Source organism: Thalassobaculum litoreum DSM 18839 (genome assembly GCF_900102465.1).
In the GTDB taxonomy this organism is placed as follows: domain Bacteria; phylum Pseudomonadota; class Alphaproteobacteria; order Thalassobaculales; family Thalassobaculaceae; genus Thalassobaculum; species Thalassobaculum litoreum.
Window position 1 is genome coordinate 92,120 of sequence record NZ_FNBW01000018.1, and the last position, 17,735, is coordinate 109,854.

Sequence of the window (17,735 nt, forward strand, 5' to 3'; positions counted from 1 at the left end):
GAGGGCATTCCAACCCGGATCCCCGGTGACAGGAAAAGGGGGCGCGGCATGACCGACGCGCCGGAACCTCAGAACCCGAGATCCCAGCGCCCGCTGGATGCCGCGCATATCGCCGCAGAGGCGATCGGCGCCCATGTCCAGCACGCCTCCGATCTGCCCGCCGGCCTACCCCCGGCCGACCTCTCCGAGGCGCGCACGGCCTTCGGCCGGCTGCGCGAGATCGCCGATCTGCATCCCCAGACCGAGGGGCTGATGCGGGTCGCGGTCTGCGGCGCCACCCGGTATCTGGCGATCGGCCGGCGGATCGGCGATATCGGGATCGTGCGCGACGCCCACCTGTTCCTTGCCACCCTGTCCCTGCGCGACGAGGACGATCCCCTGCCCCACCGTGCCCTGGCCGAGGCGTCGGTCGATCTGATGCTGGCCGAGGCGCGGCAGTCCGGCTTCCCGCGCGCGCTCGACACCTACCGCACCGTCGTCGCCATCAGCCTCGCCCGCGGCGGCGATCCGAACGTGGCCTGCGCCCATGCCAAGGGGGCGGCCAACCTGGTCGCCCTGGCCCTGGAGGCGGACGCGCCGCTGGAAGCCGACCGGGCGCTGGCCGACCTCGCCCGTCTGGAGGCCGACCAGCCGGAGATCCTGCCGGTGCGCCAGCAACGCGGCCGCGGCCTGTTCAATCGGGTCGCCCATGCCGCCCGCCGGGCCGAGACCGGCACCCTGTCCGCCGCCACATCCGCCTCCCAGCCCGCCGCGGTCGGCGGCCTGACCGAACTGGCGGCGCTGATCGAGGTCGCCCGCCGCGCCCCGGTGGACCCGGATCTGGTCGACCTGGCGGCGGAGGGGCTGTTCGCCTTCGTCACCGGTCTCGGCACCCGCGGCGAGGTCGCCCTGGCGCGGCGGCACTACGACGACCTGTCGTCCCTGGCCCAGTTGCCGGAAGCCGGCCCGCCGGTGCGCCGCCGGCTGGCCGACGCCGCCTTCAACCTGATCACCGACCTGTGCGAGAGCGGCGAGACGGAGCTTGCGACCCTGCTCTACGGCGACCTGTCCGGGCTGTCGGTGGTGCATGACGACGATCCCTCGATCTGCCTCGCCCATGCCAAGGCCTCGGCCAATCTTGTGCTGACCCATCGCGACCGCGGCGACCACGCGGCGGCCAACATCATCGCCGACGACCTCCGCAGCCTCGTCTTCGCCCATCCGGAGAACATGGAACTGATGGAAGTGGCCACGTTCCTGGATCTGGCCGACGTCTGAGGGCGGCTGCTAGCATCGCGCGCCGAAGTTCGGAGTTTCCTCGGCCGGGGTCCTTGCCTACCTTTCCCGCCCAAGCACTTCAAATGTCGGCACCCGTCTGCCCCATGGATCGAAGCAATGGCCCTGGTTGAGTTCGTCACCCCGCTGCACACCCGCACCGCCCGCGATTATCTCGGGCGGGTGAACGAGCACGACAAGGCGGAGTCCGCCCGGGTCGCCAGGCAATGGGGCCGCGACTACTGGGACGGCGACCGGCGCTACGGCTATGGCGGCTATCGCTACGACGGTCGCTGGCTGCCCGTGGCCGAGGCCATGGCCGAACATTACGGCCTGAAGCCGGGCGACCGCGTCCTCGATGTCGGCTGCGGCAAGGCGTTCCTGCTCTACGAGTTCACCCGAGCGGTCCCCGGCATCGAGGTCGTCGGTCTCGACATCTCGACCTACGCGCTGGAGAACGCCAAGGAGGAGATCCGGCCGATGCTGCGCCACGGCCATGCCAGGGAGCTGCCCTTCGAGGACGACAGCTTCGACCTGGTGATCTCGCTCGCCACGCTCCACAATCTGCGCCTGCCCGACCTCGTCTCGGCGGTGCGGGAGATCCAGCGGGTCGGCCGGCGCAACCGCTACATCATGGTCGAGAGCTACCGCAACGAGACGGAGAAGGTGAACCTGCTGTACTGGCAGCTGACCTGCGAGTCGTTCCTCACGCCGGAGGAATGGGACTGGGTCTATGAGCAGGCCGGATATCAGGGCGACGTCGAATACATCTACTTCGAGTAGCCGGCCACCCCACCGCACGGTGCCATGACCCGATGACCGGACCCCACCTGCCCGAGACCCCCAGGCCCGACGCCGAGGCCTTCGAGCGCGACATGCGCACCAAATTCGTCACCCGCGAGAACCTGGCGAAGCTGTTCGGCATGGTGATGCCGCACCTGCGCGAGGGCCAGCGGACGCTGGTCTACATCCTCACCCAGTCCGACCGCATCGGCCATTTCACCCTGGAGCCGCAGATCCTCGACAGCCTCTACGGCGACAGCTACGACCGGATCGTCGTCGTCACCGGGCCCTGGGACCGCCCCGGCACCAACGCCCTGGTCCCGTCCTGCTACGGCGACCGCTTCGTGTGGGTGCAGACCGACGACGAGGTCATCCTGGCGATGGGGTTCATCGACGGCGGCCTGGCCGATCTGAAGCTGTTCCACCTGCTGCTGAGCTCGCCGCGGCTGACGATCGTCGACTTCTTCAAGAAGATGGTGGACGGGGTCGAGCCGAAGCTGATCGGCCTGCCGGACGCCGCACGGGAGAAGGGTCACGCGCAGCTGCGGGACATCGGCCTCGATCCCGAGGCACCCTTCGCCTATTTCCACATGCGCACGCCGAAATACCGCGAGACGATGACCCATCACGGTCACCGCACCGCCAGCATCGAAACCTACCGGCCGTCGATCCGGCGCATCCTCGACGCCGGCTATCAGGTGGTGCGGATCGGCGAGAAGGGCCTGGAGCCGCCGGACTGGTTCAGCGACGGCTATTTCAGCCTGCCCGACGCCCTGCCGGAACTGGCTCCGCAGGATCGCGCCGCCGATCTCGCCGTGCTGGCCGACGCCGCCTTCGGGACGGCGCAGAATTCCGGGCCGATCTGGGTCGCCGCCGCCTTCGGGACCCCCACCCTGCGCACCAACACGCCGTATGAGCACCTGAACCTGCCCTATACCCGCGACCTGTCGCTGTTCAAACGGTACCGGGACGACAGGACCGGACGCATGCTCCCCTACCGCGAGATCCTCGACCGTCGTCTGCCGGCGGTGATCCGCTCCGAGGACTACGCGAGGCTCGACATTAGCGTGGTGGAAAACTCGGCCGACGAGATCGATGCCGCCACCGAAGAGTTCTTCGGGATGCTCGCCGGCGGCCCGAGCCGCCTGCCGCCGGACGACTACCGCCGATTCCTGGCCCTGGGGCGGGCGTATGAGCGCGAGATTGCCGCCGATCCCTGGTTCCAGAAGGAGACGCTGGACTTCTACAGCCACGCCCATCCCTTCGGCGATTTCTCGGGCAAGATTCTTGAGTCCGCCCCGGACTTCCTGGACTGATCCCAGTCGCCCGCGCCACCGGCGGCCGGCTTCCATCGTGGCCCCGTGGTCGGTCCCACGCCCGGGCAGACAGGATAGAGGCGGACGGCGGACCGCGATCTGTTAGTCTGCTGCGACGTAAGGTCGGCCTCCGGGTCGGCCCACCGCGACGGATGGGCAGGGGTGAATCAGCGATGGCGCTCAGTGCGATCACATTGGCTTGGCTGGATCATCTGGCGGAGTACCAGATCATTCCGCCGGGCCCGGTCCTCGAGTTTGGCCCCCAGCACATCAACGCGGCACGCCCCGTGGTCAGCGAATTCCTCACCCGCCGGACAGGCGAGCAGGCGGCCCAGGATTCCATGGAGCGGATCTACGGCACGCCGGCGGCGCCGCGCCCCCAGACCGAAGTGTATCGGGCCCTGGGATTGGACGACTACCTCGCGGTCGACTTCGGCGACGAGCTTGCCGAAGTGCAGCACGATCTGAACGAGCCGCTCGATCTCGGACGCAAGTTCAGCGCGGTCACCAATTTCGGCACGGCCGAGCACATCTTCGAGGTGGCCACGGTCCTCCGCTCCCAGTACCGCCATCTGGCGGTGGGCGGCGTGGCCCTGCTCGTGCTCCCCACATTCGGCGAGATCAACCACGGCTTCTACAATCTCCACCCGACCTTGTGGACGGATCTGGCGGTGGCCAACAACATGGAGATCGGCGACTTCCAGTACGTGGACGACGTGGTCGGCCGGTCGGTGAAACTCGACGAGCAGGGCACCTGCCAGTTCGACTTCGACAGCATGCCGATCAAGCCGCTGGAGGGCCAGTACGGCAACTTCCGCCTGACCGTCGCCATCAACTTCCTGCGGAACACCGGCCTCCACATGCAGGCTGCGGCTCCGGGGCAGCTTCCGCAATACGTACTCGACTGCTGCATGGTGGCGCTTCGCCGCACTGCCGACAGTCCCGACGAACTCCGCGTGCCGCCCCAGGCGATCTACGCACCCCCGGAGACGCGCGCGGCGGTGGCGGCCATCCGAACCGTCCGGTAGTGGAGCAGGGAGATCGGTGCGCCGAATGTTCGACAATGCTACAATTGATTCGATTGACGGAAAGGTCTGACGCATGGCCGACAGCACGACCGGTAAGGATGGCGGCGCCGGTGACAAGAAGGCTTGGCCGTTGGATTGGGCCTTGCACATGTTCGACACGCAGAACGCCGCCGAGTTCCGCCGGCAGGCGGTCGAGGACCCACATCAGGGCGCGCCGCTGATCGGGGCGACCTGGCCGCCCCGGACCCGCGTTCAGCTCCTGGCCAGTTCCAAGCGCATCCGCCACGCCCTCGTGCTACGTGCCAGCGGGCTGGTCGAGGATCCCGGTCAGATCCAGTATCTGATCCGCGCCGTCGACCGGGTCCGTCAGCTCATCGAATTCTTTCAGCGCCGCGAGAAACGCTGGCATACGAAGGACGTCTGGTCGGTCACCGCCCCCAACGGACAGGTCATCCGCTTCCCGATGACCGATCCGGCCGCCGACATGTTCAAGAAGATCGTCGAGGAATATGGCGGACACTACGAGCGGGCCCTGATCACCTTCTTGAACGACCGCCTCGGCCCCGGCGATGTGTTCGTCGATATCGGCGCCCATACCGGCTACATCAGCGCCTTCGCGGCGACCACCGGCTGCACGGTCTTCGCGCTGGAGATCCAGCGCAACCTGATGCCGCTACTCGAACAGCTCGCGACCATCAACGCGTTCGACCATCTGCGTCCGCTCTATCTCGGGGCATCGTCGAAGTCCGGGCTGTCGCTGATGCGCCGCGGCTGGACGACGCCCGCCGCGCAGCTCGAAGGCGCGACCCATACCGACCTCCTGGGCGACCCCGACTCGATCCTGAACGACTATGTGCCGACCATCACGCTGGATGCCGCGTTCAATGACGACGACCTGATGCCCAAGATCATCAAGATCGATGCCGAGGGCCACGAGGCGGATATCCTGGAAGGGGCGCGGAGCATCATCGAGAAGCGCCGGACCATCTTCGTGATCGAGTATCACTCCAGCGAGCACATGGCGAGTTTCAAGCGCCGCGGCGAAGAGGTCACCGCCCAGTTCGACCGCGCCTTGTGGGATCTGGGCCAACTGACCGACGAGGGCGTCAAACCGATCTCCGGTCCCCAGGACATCATCCCGGACGCCCGCGACAGCCACCCCAAAATTGTCCTTACCCCTAAAATGGATTAAGCCTTGGCGGTGGTTCTGGGGTCACGGTTCTCAACCGACGCCGCCACACAAGCCGCGAGTCCATGCCCCGCATGGGAAAGCCGGAAGAGGCCTCGATGACGCATGAAGACCCTACGCTGGCGCACCGTGAGGCGGCCCGACGCTCCCTGCTAAGCGATCCGGCGAACCCCGCAGCCACGGTCGACGCCCATTGGCCACCGATAACCAGGGCCGATCTCGCGCGGTGCGCACAGTCGATCCAGCGGTCGGTTCTGCTGCTCGATACCTCGGCGGGCGCCGATCCGGCGGTTCGGACACGACTGGCACACATTCGTTACCGGGTGCAGCAGCTGATCCAGTACATCCGGCAGCGTGCGATGCGGGTTGCCAATGCCAACACGTGGCAGGCAACCACTCGGAACGGACAGCCGATCAATTTCCCGCTGGCCGACGGTCCCGCCCGGGTCTTCAAGGAGATCGCCGAGGGCTACGAAGGCGGCTTCGAGCATGCCTTGCACGACTTCGTCACCGACACCCTGCGACCCGGGGACGTGTTCGTCGATGTCGGCGCGCATATCGGGTACACGAGCGCCTTCGCGTCGACCACAGGCGCCAGCGTCTTCGCCCTGGAGGTGCAAAGAGAGCTGATCCCGCTGATCGAGCAGCTCGCCATCATCAACGGCTTCGACCAGCTGCGCGTGCTCCATGCGGGCGCCTCCTCGACGCCGGGCCTCGGCATGATCCAGCGGATGACCCCGCATCCGGGATTTCAGCTGGAGGCCCAGGAAGGCGGAGAACTCGACACGTTTCCCCTGTCGCTGGTCAACGACGCCGTGCCGTTGGTCACCCTGGACGCGACCTTCGCCGATGATCGGCTCCTGCCCACCATGGTGAAGATCGATGTCGAAGGGCATGAACTCCCGGTGCTCGAAGGTGCGGCCCGGATCATCGACCGGGCCCGCACGATCTTCGTCGTCGAGTTCCACCCCCACCTGGTTGCCCGGCAGGGCCGGGACGCGGCCGATCTCCTCGCGTTCTTCGCCAAGGACCGCTGGATCGCCAAACAGATGACCGAAGAGGGCATGTACCCGATCGACCAGGCCGGCGACATTCGGCCCGATCCGAAGGATCCCAACCCGAAGCTCGTCTTCGAGCCCCGCCCGGCCGGACCGGCCCGGAACGCATCGCCGTGACTCCTCCGGCCGGGGCATCGCCGGAGCGCCTGCGTCAGGTCCGTGACCTGCTGGATACCCTGCGACAATCAGCGGGTCGGGACGACTCGGCGCTCAAGACCCTCTTCATCCTGTGGCTCGATCACACTGCGATGATAACGCTGCTCAATCTGGTCGTGGTTATGGCCGGTGGACGCAGCCTGGATCAGCGCGGCGGGATTGTCGCCGGGATGTTTCAACGCGTGAACCCGCCTCACGCAGCGGCGAACATCTTCCTGACGAACTTCGCCCGTTGGAAGAACGGTGAGAGATCGGCATCGCTAGATCTGCTCGGCATGCAGGAAGGGCCAGGTCAGAAGCTCGCCGCAGTCTTCTTCTCGTTCATGACCACCGGCGCCATTTCGCAGACATCCGGCAGTGTCCTGGGCGACTTTCGCAACGCGATCGAGGGGATACGCGCCACCCTGCCCCCGATGCGCAACGCCGGTCTTCTCGAGGAGGCCGACCGGCTGGAGATGTTCTGGGCCGCGGTGGAGCACCAGATGCGCTCGGCCGAAGAAACCCTGGTGCTGTCGCCGGGATACTTCCTGAATGTCGGCCACTGCGTCGTTGCCGCCGCTCTGGTCGAAACCCTGCGGGGCGACGGGTTCGGCCCCCGGAAGGTCGCGGCCATCCCCGGCAGGTTCCACAACGCGTTCCTCAGCACCCGCATCCTGACGCGGCTGGATCCGGAGGTGCCGCCAAACCACCGCTTCGGCGAAATCGCCGACGGCGCGAAGAGCTTCTTCCTGAAGGATCACCGGCTCGCTCACGTCATGAAGCTGCTGTCGGAGGCGGGTCGGGTCTGGTCGGAGGGACGGCGCCCGTTCCTGACCCTGGAGCCAGAGGTGATTGAGCGCGGTTACGCGGTGCTCGCCGAATACGGCGTCGAACCCGGCGACCGGATCGTCACCATGCATGTCCGCGAGCCCGGGTTCCACGCGGAGTCCCTCGCCGCGCGGTTCCGGGATACCGAGTACTACGGCATGCGAAACGGATCGATCGACTCCTATCGGGAAGCGATCGATGCGGTGATCGACAACGGTGGCGTTGTCATCCGCCTGGGCGACACGTCCATGACCCCGCTGGGAACGCGGCCCGGCTTCATCGACTACCCGTTCACCGAGCACAAGTCGGACTGGATGGACATCTTTCTGGCCAGCCAGTGCCACTACCACCTCGGCACGGCGTCCGGCATGTCCTACGTGCCCATGCTGTTCGGTCGCCCGGTCGCCTTCACCAACTACATCACCCTGGTGAACATCTGCGACACACCGAACGTCCTGACGGTGTTCAAACCCCTGTTCGACGTCGACGGCAACATCGTGCCGTTCGAAACCTTCGCGACACGCTTCCCGCGCCTCGCCAACGACAAGGAACTGGAGTTCCACGCCATTTATCACGAGATCAGCCGCCCGGAGGATATCCTTGAGGCGGTTCAGCTGATGGAGCGCCACGCCGACCGCGAGACCGGCCTGCTCGATCTCCCGGACAGCGACTTTGAGGAAGCACAGCGTCGATTCGGACAATCTCCACTCCGCATGCGGCCGAAAATTCCGCCGCGTTTCTGGAACCATTACTACGGGGGATGACCGGCCGCGTGGCCGGCCGCGCGATCCTATTCGGCCAGTGTTCTTGCAGAAATCGGCGCGATCGATGTCGCCGCGCGCGACAATCGGACACGAACCCGGGGCAGGCGGGCAGGCAGGGTCGGGGATTGAGGTATGAGCGCCAATTAAGTGCGTTTACAGTCAGAAGGTGCGGAGTGCCTGGGGAATCGGTCCGGGCAACAGGTGGAGACAAGCAGGTCCGACCCGCGAAGCGACGGTGAGAGTACCATGAACAGGTTCAAGACCGACCGATGACGGCCCCGTCACCCACGCAACCGCCGGCCAATGCCGCCGCCAAGATCAACACCCTGGAGGACATCGGCAAGGCGGTCGAAATGGCGCGTGCCGAGGGTCGCCGCGTGGTCCTCGCCCATGGGGTGTTCGACATTCTGCATATCGGCCACATCCGGCATCTGGAGGAGGCCCGCAGCCACGGCGATCTGCTGGTGGTCTCGGTCACCCCGGATCGCTTCGTCAACAAGGGCCCGGGCCGACCCGTGTTCGGCGAATTGGTGCGCGCCGAGATGCTGGCCGCCCTCTCCTTCGTCGACCATGTCGGGCTGAATGTCGGCCCGACCGCCGAACCGGCCATTCAGGCGATCAAACCGGACGTCTACGTCAAAGGATCCGACTACGCCGACATGGCGTCGGACGTCACCGGCAAGATCGTCGACGAGCGGCGCGCGGTGGAGCGGTTCGGCGGCAAGGTGGTCTTCACCGACGACGTCACCCACAGCTCGTCCTCGCTGATCAACCGCTTCTTCAATCCCTTCGAGCCACATGTCCGGCAGTTCGTCGAGGGGCTGCGCGCCCGCGACGAGCAGCAGGAGATCCTCGACCTGATCGACCGGGTCGAGACCATGCGGATCCTCGTGGTCGGCGACGCCATCATCGACGAATACCGCTACGTGACCCCCATGGGCCGCGCCCCGAAGGAAAACCTGGTCACGGTGCTGAACCAGTCCAGCGAGGTCTTTGCGGGCGGCGTCTTCGCGACGGCCAACCACGTCTCGACCTTCTGCCGCCAGGTCGATGTCCTGACCGTCTTCGGCGCCCAGGACTCCTACCGCGAGTTCGTCGAGGGCAAGCTCAATCCGAATGTCGGGCTGATCGGTCTGGAACGCTCCGATGCACCGACGACCCGCAAGAGCCGCTATATCGACGCCGCCTCGGTCCGCAAGCTGTTCGAGACCTATCACATGGTTGACAAGCCGGTGGCCGACGATGTCGAGCAGCAGATCAATGGACGGCTGGCCGAGATCGCCGGCGACTACGACGTGGTGATCGTCAACGATTTCGGCCACGGCATGATCAAGCCGTCGACCATCGACATGCTGACCCGGCACGCGCGTTTCCTGGCCGTGAACACTCAGACGAACAGCGCGAATTACGGCTTCAACCTGATCACCAAGTATCCGCGCCCCGACTATATCTGCATCGATGCCCTGGAGGCCCGGCTGGCCATCGGCGACCAGCATGGCTCGGTCGAGGACCTGATCACACGCGGCCTGGCGCTGCAGCAGCCGAAGAGCAAGATCGCCGTGACCCATGGACGGATCGGCTGCCAGGTCTACGCCCCGGACGAGGCGACCACGCAGATCCCGGCCTTCGCCGACAGGGTGGCGGACACGATGGGCGCCGGCGACGCATTCCTTGCGATCACCGCGCCGCTGGTCGCCGCCGGCGGGCGCATGCGCACGGTCGGTTTCCTTGGCAACATTGCCGGTGCGATCCAGGTCGGTATCGTCGGTCACCGCACCTCGGTGGACAAGGTGATGATGATCAAGGCGGTTATCTCCATGCTGAAGTGAGAGATCATGGCGGCACTCGGCTATTTCGACCGCATGCGCGATACGGTGGGAGGGGTTCAGGTCTCCGACGCCGCCGGTGCGCCGGTCGATCTTGATTCCGCCATCGGCCGCCTCGTCGGCCGGTTCGCCGCCCTGCCGGCCGCGGGCGCCAAGGCCGTCATAGTCGGCAACGGAGGCAGTGCCGCCATCGCCAGCCATTTCGCGACGGATTTCTCGAAGAACGGCAAGGTCCCGACCCTGGCATTCAGTGACGCCGCCCTGCTGACCTGCATCAGCAACGACCTGGGATACGAGAACGTCTACGCCAGGCCGATAGAGCTCTTCGGCAAACCGGGCGACCTGCTTCTCGCGATCTCGAGTTCCGGATCGTCGGCCAACATCCTGACCGCCGCACGGGCCGCGCTCGACGGCGGGATGGAGGTCGTCACGATGAGCGGGTTTCGGCCGGACAACCCGTTGCGATCGATGGGCGCGCTGAACTTCTATATCAACAGCGACAGCTACGGCTTCGTCGAGTGCAGCCATTTCATGCTGTGCCATCTGGCGATCGACCTCCTGACCGGCGCCTGGCCGGAGCACGGCGACCGAGACTCGGAGACCGCATGAGCGCACCGCTTCCACGTCAGGATCGGCGGGTGAGCCGCAGGATGGGACCGGCATGAGCAAACACATCCCGCAGAGCCTGAGCCCGTTCTTCCGGCCCGAAGAGATCGAGCTGGCCGACGCCTTCCTCGACGACGCCTATATCATCCGGTCGGCGGAAGACCGTGCCGCGCTCGACCGCATCCAGCACCATGTGGCGCAGACCGCCGCCTCGCTTCTCGACTGCCCGGCGCCGGACGACCCGCTGGCGTTTCTCGACTCGATCCATGCGCGCGTGACCGTGGAGAAGCTGAACGATTTCCGGCTCGCCGTGTTCCGCGCGATGAACGACCAGGACTGGCTGCGCCCAGCCTATTTCTCGGTCGCCCGGCAGGCGGTGCAGACCCTGGCCGGCAACGAACTCGCCATGCAGCGCCGGGTGAACCTGTCGATCCAGCTTCCGAACGACGACAGCTCGCTGCTGCCGGTGCACGCGGATGTCTGGTCCGGGGACTCGCCGTACGAGATCGTGCTCTGGATTCCGCTGGTGAACTGCTTCGCCACCAAGAGCATGTACATCGCGCCGCCGGACCTGGACCGGGAGCTTCAGGCGCGCTTCACCGACTTCGAGGGCCGTTCGGCGGAGGACATCTGGCGGCGGATCGAACCGCATGTCCGGTTCCTGGAGGTGCCGTACGGCAGCTACCTGCTGTTCAGCCAGAACGTCATGCACGGCAACCGCGTCAACACCGAGCCGACGACGCGCTGGTCGATGAACTGCCGCTTCAAGAGCGTGATGTCGCCCTATGCGGACAAGCGCCTCGGCGAGTTCTTCGAGCCGATCACGCTGCGGCCGGCGACCCGTCTCGGTCTCGACTACAAGCTCCCCGGCGGATTTCAGGAGTAGCGCCGGTGCCGGTCCTCACAGGCTATATCGCGAGCCGGCCGATCGCGGACTCCCGCGTCCCGCAGCACATCCAGAACCTGGTGATCCGCGAGTACTGCCGCCAGCGCGGCCTGGGCTTCAATCTGAGCGCCACTGAATACGCGATCCCGCACTGCTACCTGATGCTGGAGAAGCTGGTCTCCGACCTGCCCGCCTTCGACGGCATCGTGGCCTACAGCATGTTCATGCTGCCGAGCCACTCGGACCGGCGCCGACAACTCTACGACCGAATCCTGGGAACCGGATGCAGCCTGCATGCCGCCTGCGAGGACCTGGTGCTCGCCTCGCCGGAAGACGCGCGGCGCTGGGAGAACATCCTGACAGTCCAGGCCGCCCTGCAGCCGGGCAGCCTCCAGAGCGGTTAGAGACCGTGCACGGGCCTGATGATCCAGGGCGTCTCAAGCAGCCGATCCGGGCCAATGGCCGCGCCCCTTTGGAATGACTGAGAAGTTGCATTCATGAACACAGCGAAGCCCAGAAGCCTGTTCATCGCCTCCATACCGAAATGCGGCACGACCTGGCTCTTCAACATGCTGGCGCAAGTCACGGGCAACACCGAGGTACGGCTCTACGGGGACCCGGTGACTGGCGCCGAGATCGATACCGCGCGGATCGTTCATGCGCACCGCGAGAGCTCTCCCTGGATCGCGATGATGCATCTGAGCCCCGGAGCCTGGGCGTCCAAGTTGTTCACCGATTGCGACGCCGCGCCGATCATCCTGGTGCGCAACATCTATGACGTGATCGCCAGCTTCAACGACGAGATCGAAAAGGTCGTTCAGGCCGGCATCCCGCCGCACACGACGATGATCTACATCCCGGACGAGTACATGGCGTGGGAGACGTCGAAGAAGCTGGATTTCCTCATCACGATTTTCGTTCCCTGGGTCACGTTCTTTCTGAACCGCTGGGAGGCCCTGGACGGCGAGAAGCACTGGGTCCGATACGAGGACCTGGTCGGTGACACCCATGGGACCCTGCGCCGGATCCTGGACGTCGCCAACTTCCAGGACGTCAGCGACGACCGCATCCAGCAGGGCATCGCCGCGTTCAGCAAGGACAGGTCCGACCTCGGCTACAAGACCCGGTTCAACAAGGGGGTGGTCGGCCGGGGGGCCGCCATGCTGTCCGACGCGCAGAAGGACGAGATCCGCCGCATCCTCGGGTTCTATCCAAGCCTGGATCCGGTCTCGCTGGGGATCCTCGACGAAGCGTAGGGGATCCGTCGGCTCGGTCTGGACTGCCAAACTCCACGTCGACGTGCTCCGCGCCACCGTCGCGCTCGAACTGCTCAGCCTGGTCGCCGCGTCCCGATAGACGTCGCGACACCTGCCTCCGACAGAAAAAGGGCGGCCCGACGGCCGCCCCTTTGTCGTTCCGCTTGCTGGCCGCGATCAGATCGCCGCCGGCATCGCCGTGCCGTACTCGTCCTGGTCGGCGCTCTGGACCGGGCCGGAATCCTGGCCGCGGGCATCCTCGTCGCGGTCCACCAGCTCGATCACCGCCATCGGGGCAGAATCGCCGTAGCGGTAGCCAGCCTTCAGAACGCGGGTGTAGCCACCCTGACGCTCTTTGTAACGGTCGGCCAGCACGTCGAACAGCTTGCGGGTCATCGCATCGTCGTTCAGACGGCTCAGCACCAGCCGGCGGGCGTGCAAGTCGCCGCGCTTGGCCAGGGTGATCATCTTCTCCACGACCGGCCGCAGTTCCTTGGCCTTCGGCAGGGTGGTGACGATCTGCTCGTGCTTGATCAGCGCCGCCGCCATGTTCTTGAACAGGGCCTTGCGGTGGGCCGGTGTGCGGTGGAGCTTGCGGCCGCTATTGCCGTGACGCATCTCTCGATCTCCTCGTTCTCGCCTGGCTTCTAAGGACGCGCCTTAGAACGGCTCTTCCAGACGCTTGGCCAGTTCCTCGATGTTTTCCGGCGGCCAATTGGTGATTTCCATACCGAGCGACAGCCCCATCGAGGCCAGCACTTCCTTGATCTCGTTCAGCGACTTGCGGCCGAAGTTCGGGGTCCGAAGCATCTCCGGCTCGGTCTTCTGCACCAGATCGCCGATATAGACGATGTTGTCGTTCTTCAGGCAGTTCGCCGAGCGGACCGAGAGCTCGAGCTCGTCGACCTTGCGCAGCAGGTTCTTGTTGAACGGCAGATCGTGGGTCTCTTCCTCGGCGCCGCGCTGGGTCGGCTCCTCGAAATTGATGAAAAGCTGCAACTGGTCCTGCAGGATGCGGGCAGCGTAGGCCACCGAGTCATCCGGGGTCAGCGAGCCGTCGGTCTCCACGGTGATCGACAGCTTGTCGTAGTCCGTGACCTGGCCGACGCGGGTGTTCTCCACCTTGTAGGCAACCTGGCGCACCGGGCTGAAGATGGCATCGACCGGGATCAGGCCGATCGGCGCGTCTTCCGGACGGTTGGCCGAGGCCGGGACATAGCCCTTGCCGGTCTCCACCGTCAGCTCCATCGAGAGGGTCGCGTCGCGATCGAGGGTGCAGATCACGTGCTCCGGATTCATGATCTCGATGTCCGAGACGGTCTCGATCTGACCGGCGGTCACCTCGCCCGGGCCTTCGGCCTTCAGGCGCATCTTCTTCGGGCCTTCGCCATGCATGCGGATGGCGACAGCCTTGATGTTCAGCACGATGTCGGTCACGTCCTCGCGGACGCCCGGCACGCTGGAGAACTCGTGCAGCACGCCGTCGATCTGGATCGCGGTCACCGCGGCGCCCTGGAGGGACGACAGCAGGACGCGGCGCAGCGCATTGCCGAGCGTCAGGCCGAACCCGCGCTCCAGCGGCTCAGCAACGATGGTCGCCTTGCGCTTGGGGTCGTAGCCCGACTGGACATCGAGCTTGTTCGGCTTAATCAACGTCTGCCAGTTCTTTTGGATCACGGCTAAACCCTTCTTCTAGAACGGCGATCCCGTCGGGCTACCGGACCAGGTCCGGCGGCGGCCGACGGGGCTCGTATTCTTCGGATCCCGGAAATTCGGAACCCCGGCACCTCGGAAGGCGCGTTTAGACCCGGCGGCGCTTGCGCGGACGGCACCCGTTGTGCGGGATCGGCGTCACGTCGCGGATCGACATCACCTGGAAGCCGACCGACTGCAGCGCGCGCAGGGCCGACTCGCGGCCCGAACCCGGCCCGCAGACCTCGACCTCCAGGGTCTTCATCCCGTGCTCGGCGGCCTTGCGGCCCGCGTCCTCGGCCGCAACCTGTGCGGCGTACGGGGTCGACTTGCGCGAGCCCTTGAAACCCATGTGACCAGCCGACGACCAGGAAATGGCATTGCCCTGGGCATCGGTAATGGTGATCATGGTGTTGTTGAACGACGCGTTCACATGCGCGACGCCCGAGGTGATGTTCTTCTTTTCGCGGCGGCGAACACGCCCTTGCGTCGGTTGCTTTGCCATCGTCTTCCGTCTCCTGATCCGACCCGGCGACGACCCGCCAAGGCTGGCGTGCCGACGGGTGTCGCTGCTAGGTCGTTACTTCTTCTTACCGGCGATCGCCTTGGCAGGGCCCTTACGGGTCCGGGCGTTCGTGTGGGTACGCTGACCGCGGACCGGAAGGCCCTTACGGTGACGCAGCCCGCGATAGCAGCCGAGATCCATCAGCCGCTTAATGCTCATCGAGGTCTGGCGGCGCAGATCGCCTTCGACCACCAGATCGGTGTCGATGGTCTCGCGCAGCCGGGACAGCTCGTCCTCGGTCATCTCATGAACCCGCCGCTCCGCGGGGATGCCGACCACCGAACACAGCTTCGCGGCCGTCGTCGGCCCGATACCGTGAATGTAGGTCAACGCGACAACGACGCGTTTCTGCGTCGGGATGTTCACACCAGCGATGCGCGCCACGCCTGTTCTCCTCACTCAAGTTCGGGGCGTATAAAACACCAAACGCGCCCCGCACAAGGAGCCATTGGCTCCTCGTCGGCCCGCGCAAGAAAATCCGCTAATCAGGGGCGCAGATTATAGTCGCACACGGTCCGAAGTCAATGTCCCAAACCCGAAGAACCGCCCCTACGCGGTCCACCGGGTCTGCCTCAGTCCTGGCCGCCAGAGGCGGTCCAACTCCGTGCCGCCTCAGGCGGCGAGGATCTTCTCCAGATCCCTGGTCACGTCGTCCATCGGCTTCATGCCGTCGACGGTCTTCAAGGCGCCCTTCCCCTGGTAGTGGGGAATGATCGGCGCGGTCTGGTCGCGGTAGACATCCATGCGCTTGCGCAGGGTGTCCTCATTATCGTCGCTGCGGCCTTCCTCGGCCGCGCGCTTCAGGATGCGGTCGATCATCCGCTCCTCGTCGACCCGGAACTCGATCACGTGGTCGATCTTCAGGCCCTTCTCCGCCAGCATCTCGTCCAGCGCCTTGGCCTGGGCGACGTTGCGCGGGAAACCGTCGAGGATGAACCCCTTCGCGCAGTCCGGCTCCTCGACCCGCTCGGAGATCATCCGGACGATGATGTCGTCGGACACCAGCTGGCCGGCATCCATGACGGCCTTGGCTTCCTGGCCGATCTCGGAGCCCGAGGCGACCGCGGCGCGGAGCATGTCACCGGTGGACAGCTGCTTGACGCCGAACTTCTCTTCGAGGCGTTTCGCCTGGGTGCCCTTGCCCGCGCCCGGCGGACCCAAAAGGATCAGGTTCATCCGCGTCTCCCCCGGATCTTCGATTTTTTGATCAGTCCTTCGTACTGATGCGCCAGCAGGTGGGACTGAATTTGGGTGACCGTGTCCATCGTGACCGTACAGACGATCAGCAGGCTGGTGCCGCCGAAATAGAACGGCACGGAGAGTTGGCTGATCAGGATTTCCGGCAACACGCAGACGAAGGCCAGGTAGGCGGCACCGATCACGGTGAGACGGGTCAGCACGAAATCCAGATAGTCGGCGGTGTTCTTGCCGGGCCGGATGCCGGGAACGAAGCCGCCGTACTTACGCAGATTCTCGGCCGTCTCCTGCGGATTGAAGACGATGGCCGTGTAGAAGAACGCGAAGAACACGATCAGCGCGATATACATGGCGATGTACAGCGGCTGGCCGTGGCCGAGCAGCACCGTGATCTGGGTCAGCCACTCCGGCCCGCCACCGCCGGCGGAGAAGCTGGCGACCGTGATCGGCATCAGCAGCAGAGAACTGGCGAAGATCGGCGGAATCACGCCCGACACGTTGATCTTCAGCGGCAGGTGCGAGCTCTCGCCGCCGGTCATGCGGTTGCCCACCTGGCGCTTGGGATATTGAACCAAAATCCGCCGCTGAGACCGCTCGATGAAGCAGATGAAGGCGATCACCGCCACCGCCATCAGCAGCAGCAGCGGGATGACGATCGCCGGCAGCGCGCCGGTGCGGCCGAGCTCGAACAGGCTGGCCAGGGCCGACGGCAGGTTCGCGACGATGCCGGAGAAGATGATCAGCGAGATACCGTTGCCGATACCGCGGGCGGTGATCTGCTCGCCCAGCCACATCAGGAAGATCGTTCCGCCGACCAGCGTGATCACGGTGGTCGCGCGGAAGAACGCGCCCGGGTCGAGAACCGCGGTCGTCCCGCCCGGCCCCGGCAGCGACTCCAGCCCCACGGCGATGCCATAGGCCTGGAACGACGCCAGAACGACGGTCAGGTAGCGGGTGTACTGATTGATCTTCTTGCGCCCGGTCTCGCCCTCCTTCTTAAGGGCCTCCAGGTTCGGGCTCACCGCCGTCATCAGCTGCATGATAATCGCAGCCGAGATGTACGGCATGATGTTCAGCGCGAAGATCGTCATGCGGCCGAGAGCGCCGCCGGAGAACATGTTGAAGATGTCCAGCACGCCGCCCTGGGTCTGCTGGAAGATCTCGTTCAGGACTCCGGGATCGATCCCGGGCACCGGAATGTAGGTACCGAGCCGATACACGATGAGCGCACCCAGCGTGAACCAGATGCGCTTCTTGAGCTCGGTCGCCTTGGAGAAGGCCCCGAGGTTCATCTGCGAGGCGAGTTGGTCGGCACCAGTGGCCATGACTTCGTCCTAGCGTCTGAGGCTTAG

The 17,735-nt window shown here is 65.6% G+C and carries 18 protein-coding genes; 12 read left to right on the plus strand and 6 right to left on the minus strand.

Annotated features, from left to right (window positions below; genetic code table 11):
* Positions 1–48: 48 nt before the first annotated feature.
* The 12 genes from BLS34_RS22485 to BLS34_RS22540 all read left to right on the plus strand — a co-directional run bounded on the left by BLS34_RS22485 (position 49) and on the right by BLS34_RS22540 (position 12,929).
* Positions 49–1,257 carry a hypothetical protein gene (locus BLS34_RS22485; protein ID WP_028795222.1) on the plus strand — a complete coding sequence of 403 codons (1,209 nt, stop codon included), beginning with the start codon at positions 49–51 and terminating at the stop codon, positions 1,255–1,257.
* A gap of 117 nt (positions 1,258–1,374) precedes the next feature.
* A complete protein-coding gene (locus BLS34_RS22490; protein WP_093154074.1) occupies positions 1,375–2,037 on the plus strand; it encodes a class I SAM-dependent methyltransferase in 663 nt (220 codons plus the stop codon).
* A gap of 32 nt (positions 2,038–2,069) precedes the next feature.
* On the plus strand, positions 2,070–3,353 hold the full coding sequence (locus BLS34_RS22495) for a TIGR04372 family glycosyltransferase (RefSeq protein WP_093154076.1): 1,284 nt from the start codon (positions 2,070–2,072) through the stop codon (positions 3,351–3,353).
* A 173-nt stretch (positions 3,354–3,526) separates the two neighbouring features.
* Positions 3,527–4,381, plus strand: a complete 855-nt coding sequence (locus BLS34_RS22500) for a class I SAM-dependent methyltransferase (RefSeq protein WP_093154079.1) — start codon at positions 3,527–3,529, stop codon at positions 4,379–4,381.
* 73 nt (positions 4,382–4,454) lie between these two features.
* Positions 4,455–5,573 (plus strand): FkbM family methyltransferase, encoded by a 1,119-nt coding sequence (locus tag BLS34_RS22505; protein WP_028795226.1) that lies wholly within the window; start codon positions 4,455–4,457, stop codon positions 5,571–5,573.
* A 71-nt stretch (positions 5,574–5,644) separates the two neighbouring features.
* Complete coding sequence (locus tag BLS34_RS22510; protein ID WP_215906194.1) at positions 5,645–6,745, plus strand: FkbM family methyltransferase; 1,101 nt, start codon at positions 5,645–5,647, stop codon at positions 6,743–6,745.
* Entirely contained in the window at positions 6,742–8,355 is a 1,614-nt protein-coding gene (locus BLS34_RS22515) for a TIGR04372 family glycosyltransferase (protein WP_093154083.1), read from the plus strand. Before BLS34_RS22510 ends, BLS34_RS22515 begins: the two co-directional genes overlap by 4 nt.
* Positions 8,356–8,624: 269 nt before the next feature.
* The gene (locus BLS34_RS22520; protein WP_093154086.1) at positions 8,625–10,184 is read left to right on the plus strand and encodes a PfkB family carbohydrate kinase; all 1,560 of its coding nucleotides are present in this window, start codon (positions 8,625–8,627) and stop codon (positions 10,182–10,184) included.
* Positions 10,185–10,190: 6 nt separating this feature from the next.
* Positions 10,191–10,790 (plus strand): SIS domain-containing protein, encoded by a 600-nt coding sequence (locus tag BLS34_RS22525; RefSeq protein ID WP_093154088.1) that lies wholly within the window; start codon positions 10,191–10,193, stop codon positions 10,788–10,790.
* 52 nt (positions 10,791–10,842) lie between these two features.
* Entirely contained in the window at positions 10,843–11,673 is an 831-nt protein-coding gene (locus tag BLS34_RS22530) for a sporadic carbohydrate cluster 2OG-Fe(II) oxygenase (protein WP_051244946.1), read from the plus strand.
* Between the two features lie 5 nt (positions 11,674–11,678).
* Entirely contained in the window at positions 11,679–12,077 is a 399-nt protein-coding gene (locus BLS34_RS22535; RefSeq protein ID WP_038015145.1) for an LIC12192 family sporadic carbohydrate cluster protein, read from the plus strand.
* Between the two features lie 93 nt (positions 12,078–12,170).
* Positions 12,171–12,929, plus strand: a complete 759-nt coding sequence (locus tag BLS34_RS22540; RefSeq protein ID WP_028795232.1) for a sulfotransferase domain-containing protein — start codon at positions 12,171–12,173, stop codon at positions 12,927–12,929.
* A 177-nt stretch (positions 12,930–13,106) separates the two neighbouring features.
* Here the strand turns inward: BLS34_RS22540 and rplQ are convergent, their stop codons facing one another.
* From rplQ to secY, 6 genes are all read right to left on the minus strand, one after another.
* The gene (rplQ, locus tag BLS34_RS22545; protein WP_028795233.1) at positions 13,107–13,547 is read right to left on the minus strand and encodes a 50S ribosomal protein L17; all 441 of its coding nucleotides are present in this window, start codon (positions 13,545–13,547) and stop codon (positions 13,107–13,109) included.
* Between the two features lie 42 nt (positions 13,548–13,589).
* Positions 13,590–14,606: a DNA-directed RNA polymerase subunit alpha gene (locus tag BLS34_RS22550; protein ID WP_028795234.1), complete on the minus strand. Its 1,017-nt coding sequence runs from the start codon at positions 14,604–14,606 to the stop codon at positions 13,590–13,592.
* A gap of 124 nt (positions 14,607–14,730) precedes the next feature.
* Positions 14,731–15,126, minus strand: a complete 396-nt coding sequence (rpsK, locus tag BLS34_RS22555) for a 30S ribosomal protein S11 (RefSeq protein ID WP_028795235.1) — start codon at positions 15,124–15,126, stop codon at positions 14,731–14,733.
* A gap of 75 nt (positions 15,127–15,201) precedes the next feature.
* Positions 15,202–15,570 (minus strand): 30S ribosomal protein S13, encoded by a 369-nt coding sequence (rpsM, locus tag BLS34_RS22560; protein ID WP_028795236.1) that lies wholly within the window; start codon positions 15,568–15,570, stop codon positions 15,202–15,204.
* A 228-nt stretch (positions 15,571–15,798) separates the two neighbouring features.
* Positions 15,799–16,362: an adenylate kinase gene (locus BLS34_RS22565; RefSeq protein WP_028795237.1), complete on the minus strand. Its 564-nt coding sequence runs from the start codon at positions 16,360–16,362 to the stop codon at positions 15,799–15,801.
* A complete protein-coding gene (gene secY, locus BLS34_RS22570; RefSeq protein ID WP_028795238.1) occupies positions 16,359–17,708 on the minus strand; it encodes a preprotein translocase subunit SecY in 1,350 nt (449 codons plus the stop codon). The genes BLS34_RS22565 and secY overlap by 4 nt, the downstream gene beginning before the upstream one ends.
* Between the last annotated feature and the right edge of the window lie 27 nt (positions 17,709–17,735).

What these genes read in the sequence shown, in the direction of transcription:
- rplQ (WP_028795233.1), bottom strand. Translation starts at nt 13,547, where the DNA reads ATGCGTCACGGCAATAGCGGCCGCAAGCTCCACCGCACACCGGCCCAC.
- secY (WP_028795238.1), bottom strand. Translation starts at nt 17,708, where the DNA reads ATGGCCACTGGTGCCGACCAACTCGCCTCGCAGATGAACCTCGGGGCC.
- BLS34_RS22510 (WP_215906194.1), top strand. Translation starts at nt 5,645, where the DNA reads ATGGGAAAGCCGGAAGAGGCCTCGATGACGCATGAAGACCCTACGCTG.
- BLS34_RS22530 (WP_051244946.1), top strand. Translation starts at nt 10,843, where the DNA reads ATGAGCAAACACATCCCGCAGAGCCTGAGCCCGTTCTTCCGGCCCGAA.
- BLS34_RS22495 (WP_093154076.1), top strand. Translation starts at nt 2,070, where the DNA reads ATGACCGGACCCCACCTGCCCGAGACCCCCAGGCCCGACGCCGAGGCC.
- rpsK (WP_028795235.1), bottom strand. Translation starts at nt 15,126, where the DNA reads ATGGCAAAGCAACCGACGCAAGGGCGTGTTCGCCGCCGCGAAAAGAAG.
- BLS34_RS22485 (WP_028795222.1), top strand. Translation starts at nt 49, where the DNA reads ATGACCGACGCGCCGGAACCTCAGAACCCGAGATCCCAGCGCCCGCTG.
- BLS34_RS22490 (WP_093154074.1), top strand. Translation starts at nt 1,375, where the DNA reads ATGGCCCTGGTTGAGTTCGTCACCCCGCTGCACACCCGCACCGCCCGC.
- BLS34_RS22540 (WP_028795232.1), top strand. Translation starts at nt 12,171, where the DNA reads ATGAACACAGCGAAGCCCAGAAGCCTGTTCATCGCCTCCATACCGAAA.
- BLS34_RS22565 (WP_028795237.1), bottom strand. Translation starts at nt 16,362, where the DNA reads ATGAACCTGATCCTTTTGGGTCCGCCGGGCGCGGGCAAGGGCACCCAG.
- BLS34_RS22520 (WP_093154086.1), top strand. Translation starts at nt 8,625, where the DNA reads ATGACGGCCCCGTCACCCACGCAACCGCCGGCCAATGCCGCCGCCAAG.
- BLS34_RS22525 (WP_093154088.1), top strand. Translation starts at nt 10,191, where the DNA reads ATGGCGGCACTCGGCTATTTCGACCGCATGCGCGATACGGTGGGAGGG.
- BLS34_RS22505 (WP_028795226.1), top strand. Translation starts at nt 4,455, where the DNA reads ATGGCCGACAGCACGACCGGTAAGGATGGCGGCGCCGGTGACAAGAAG.
- BLS34_RS22500 (WP_093154079.1), top strand. Translation starts at nt 3,527, where the DNA reads ATGGCGCTCAGTGCGATCACATTGGCTTGGCTGGATCATCTGGCGGAG.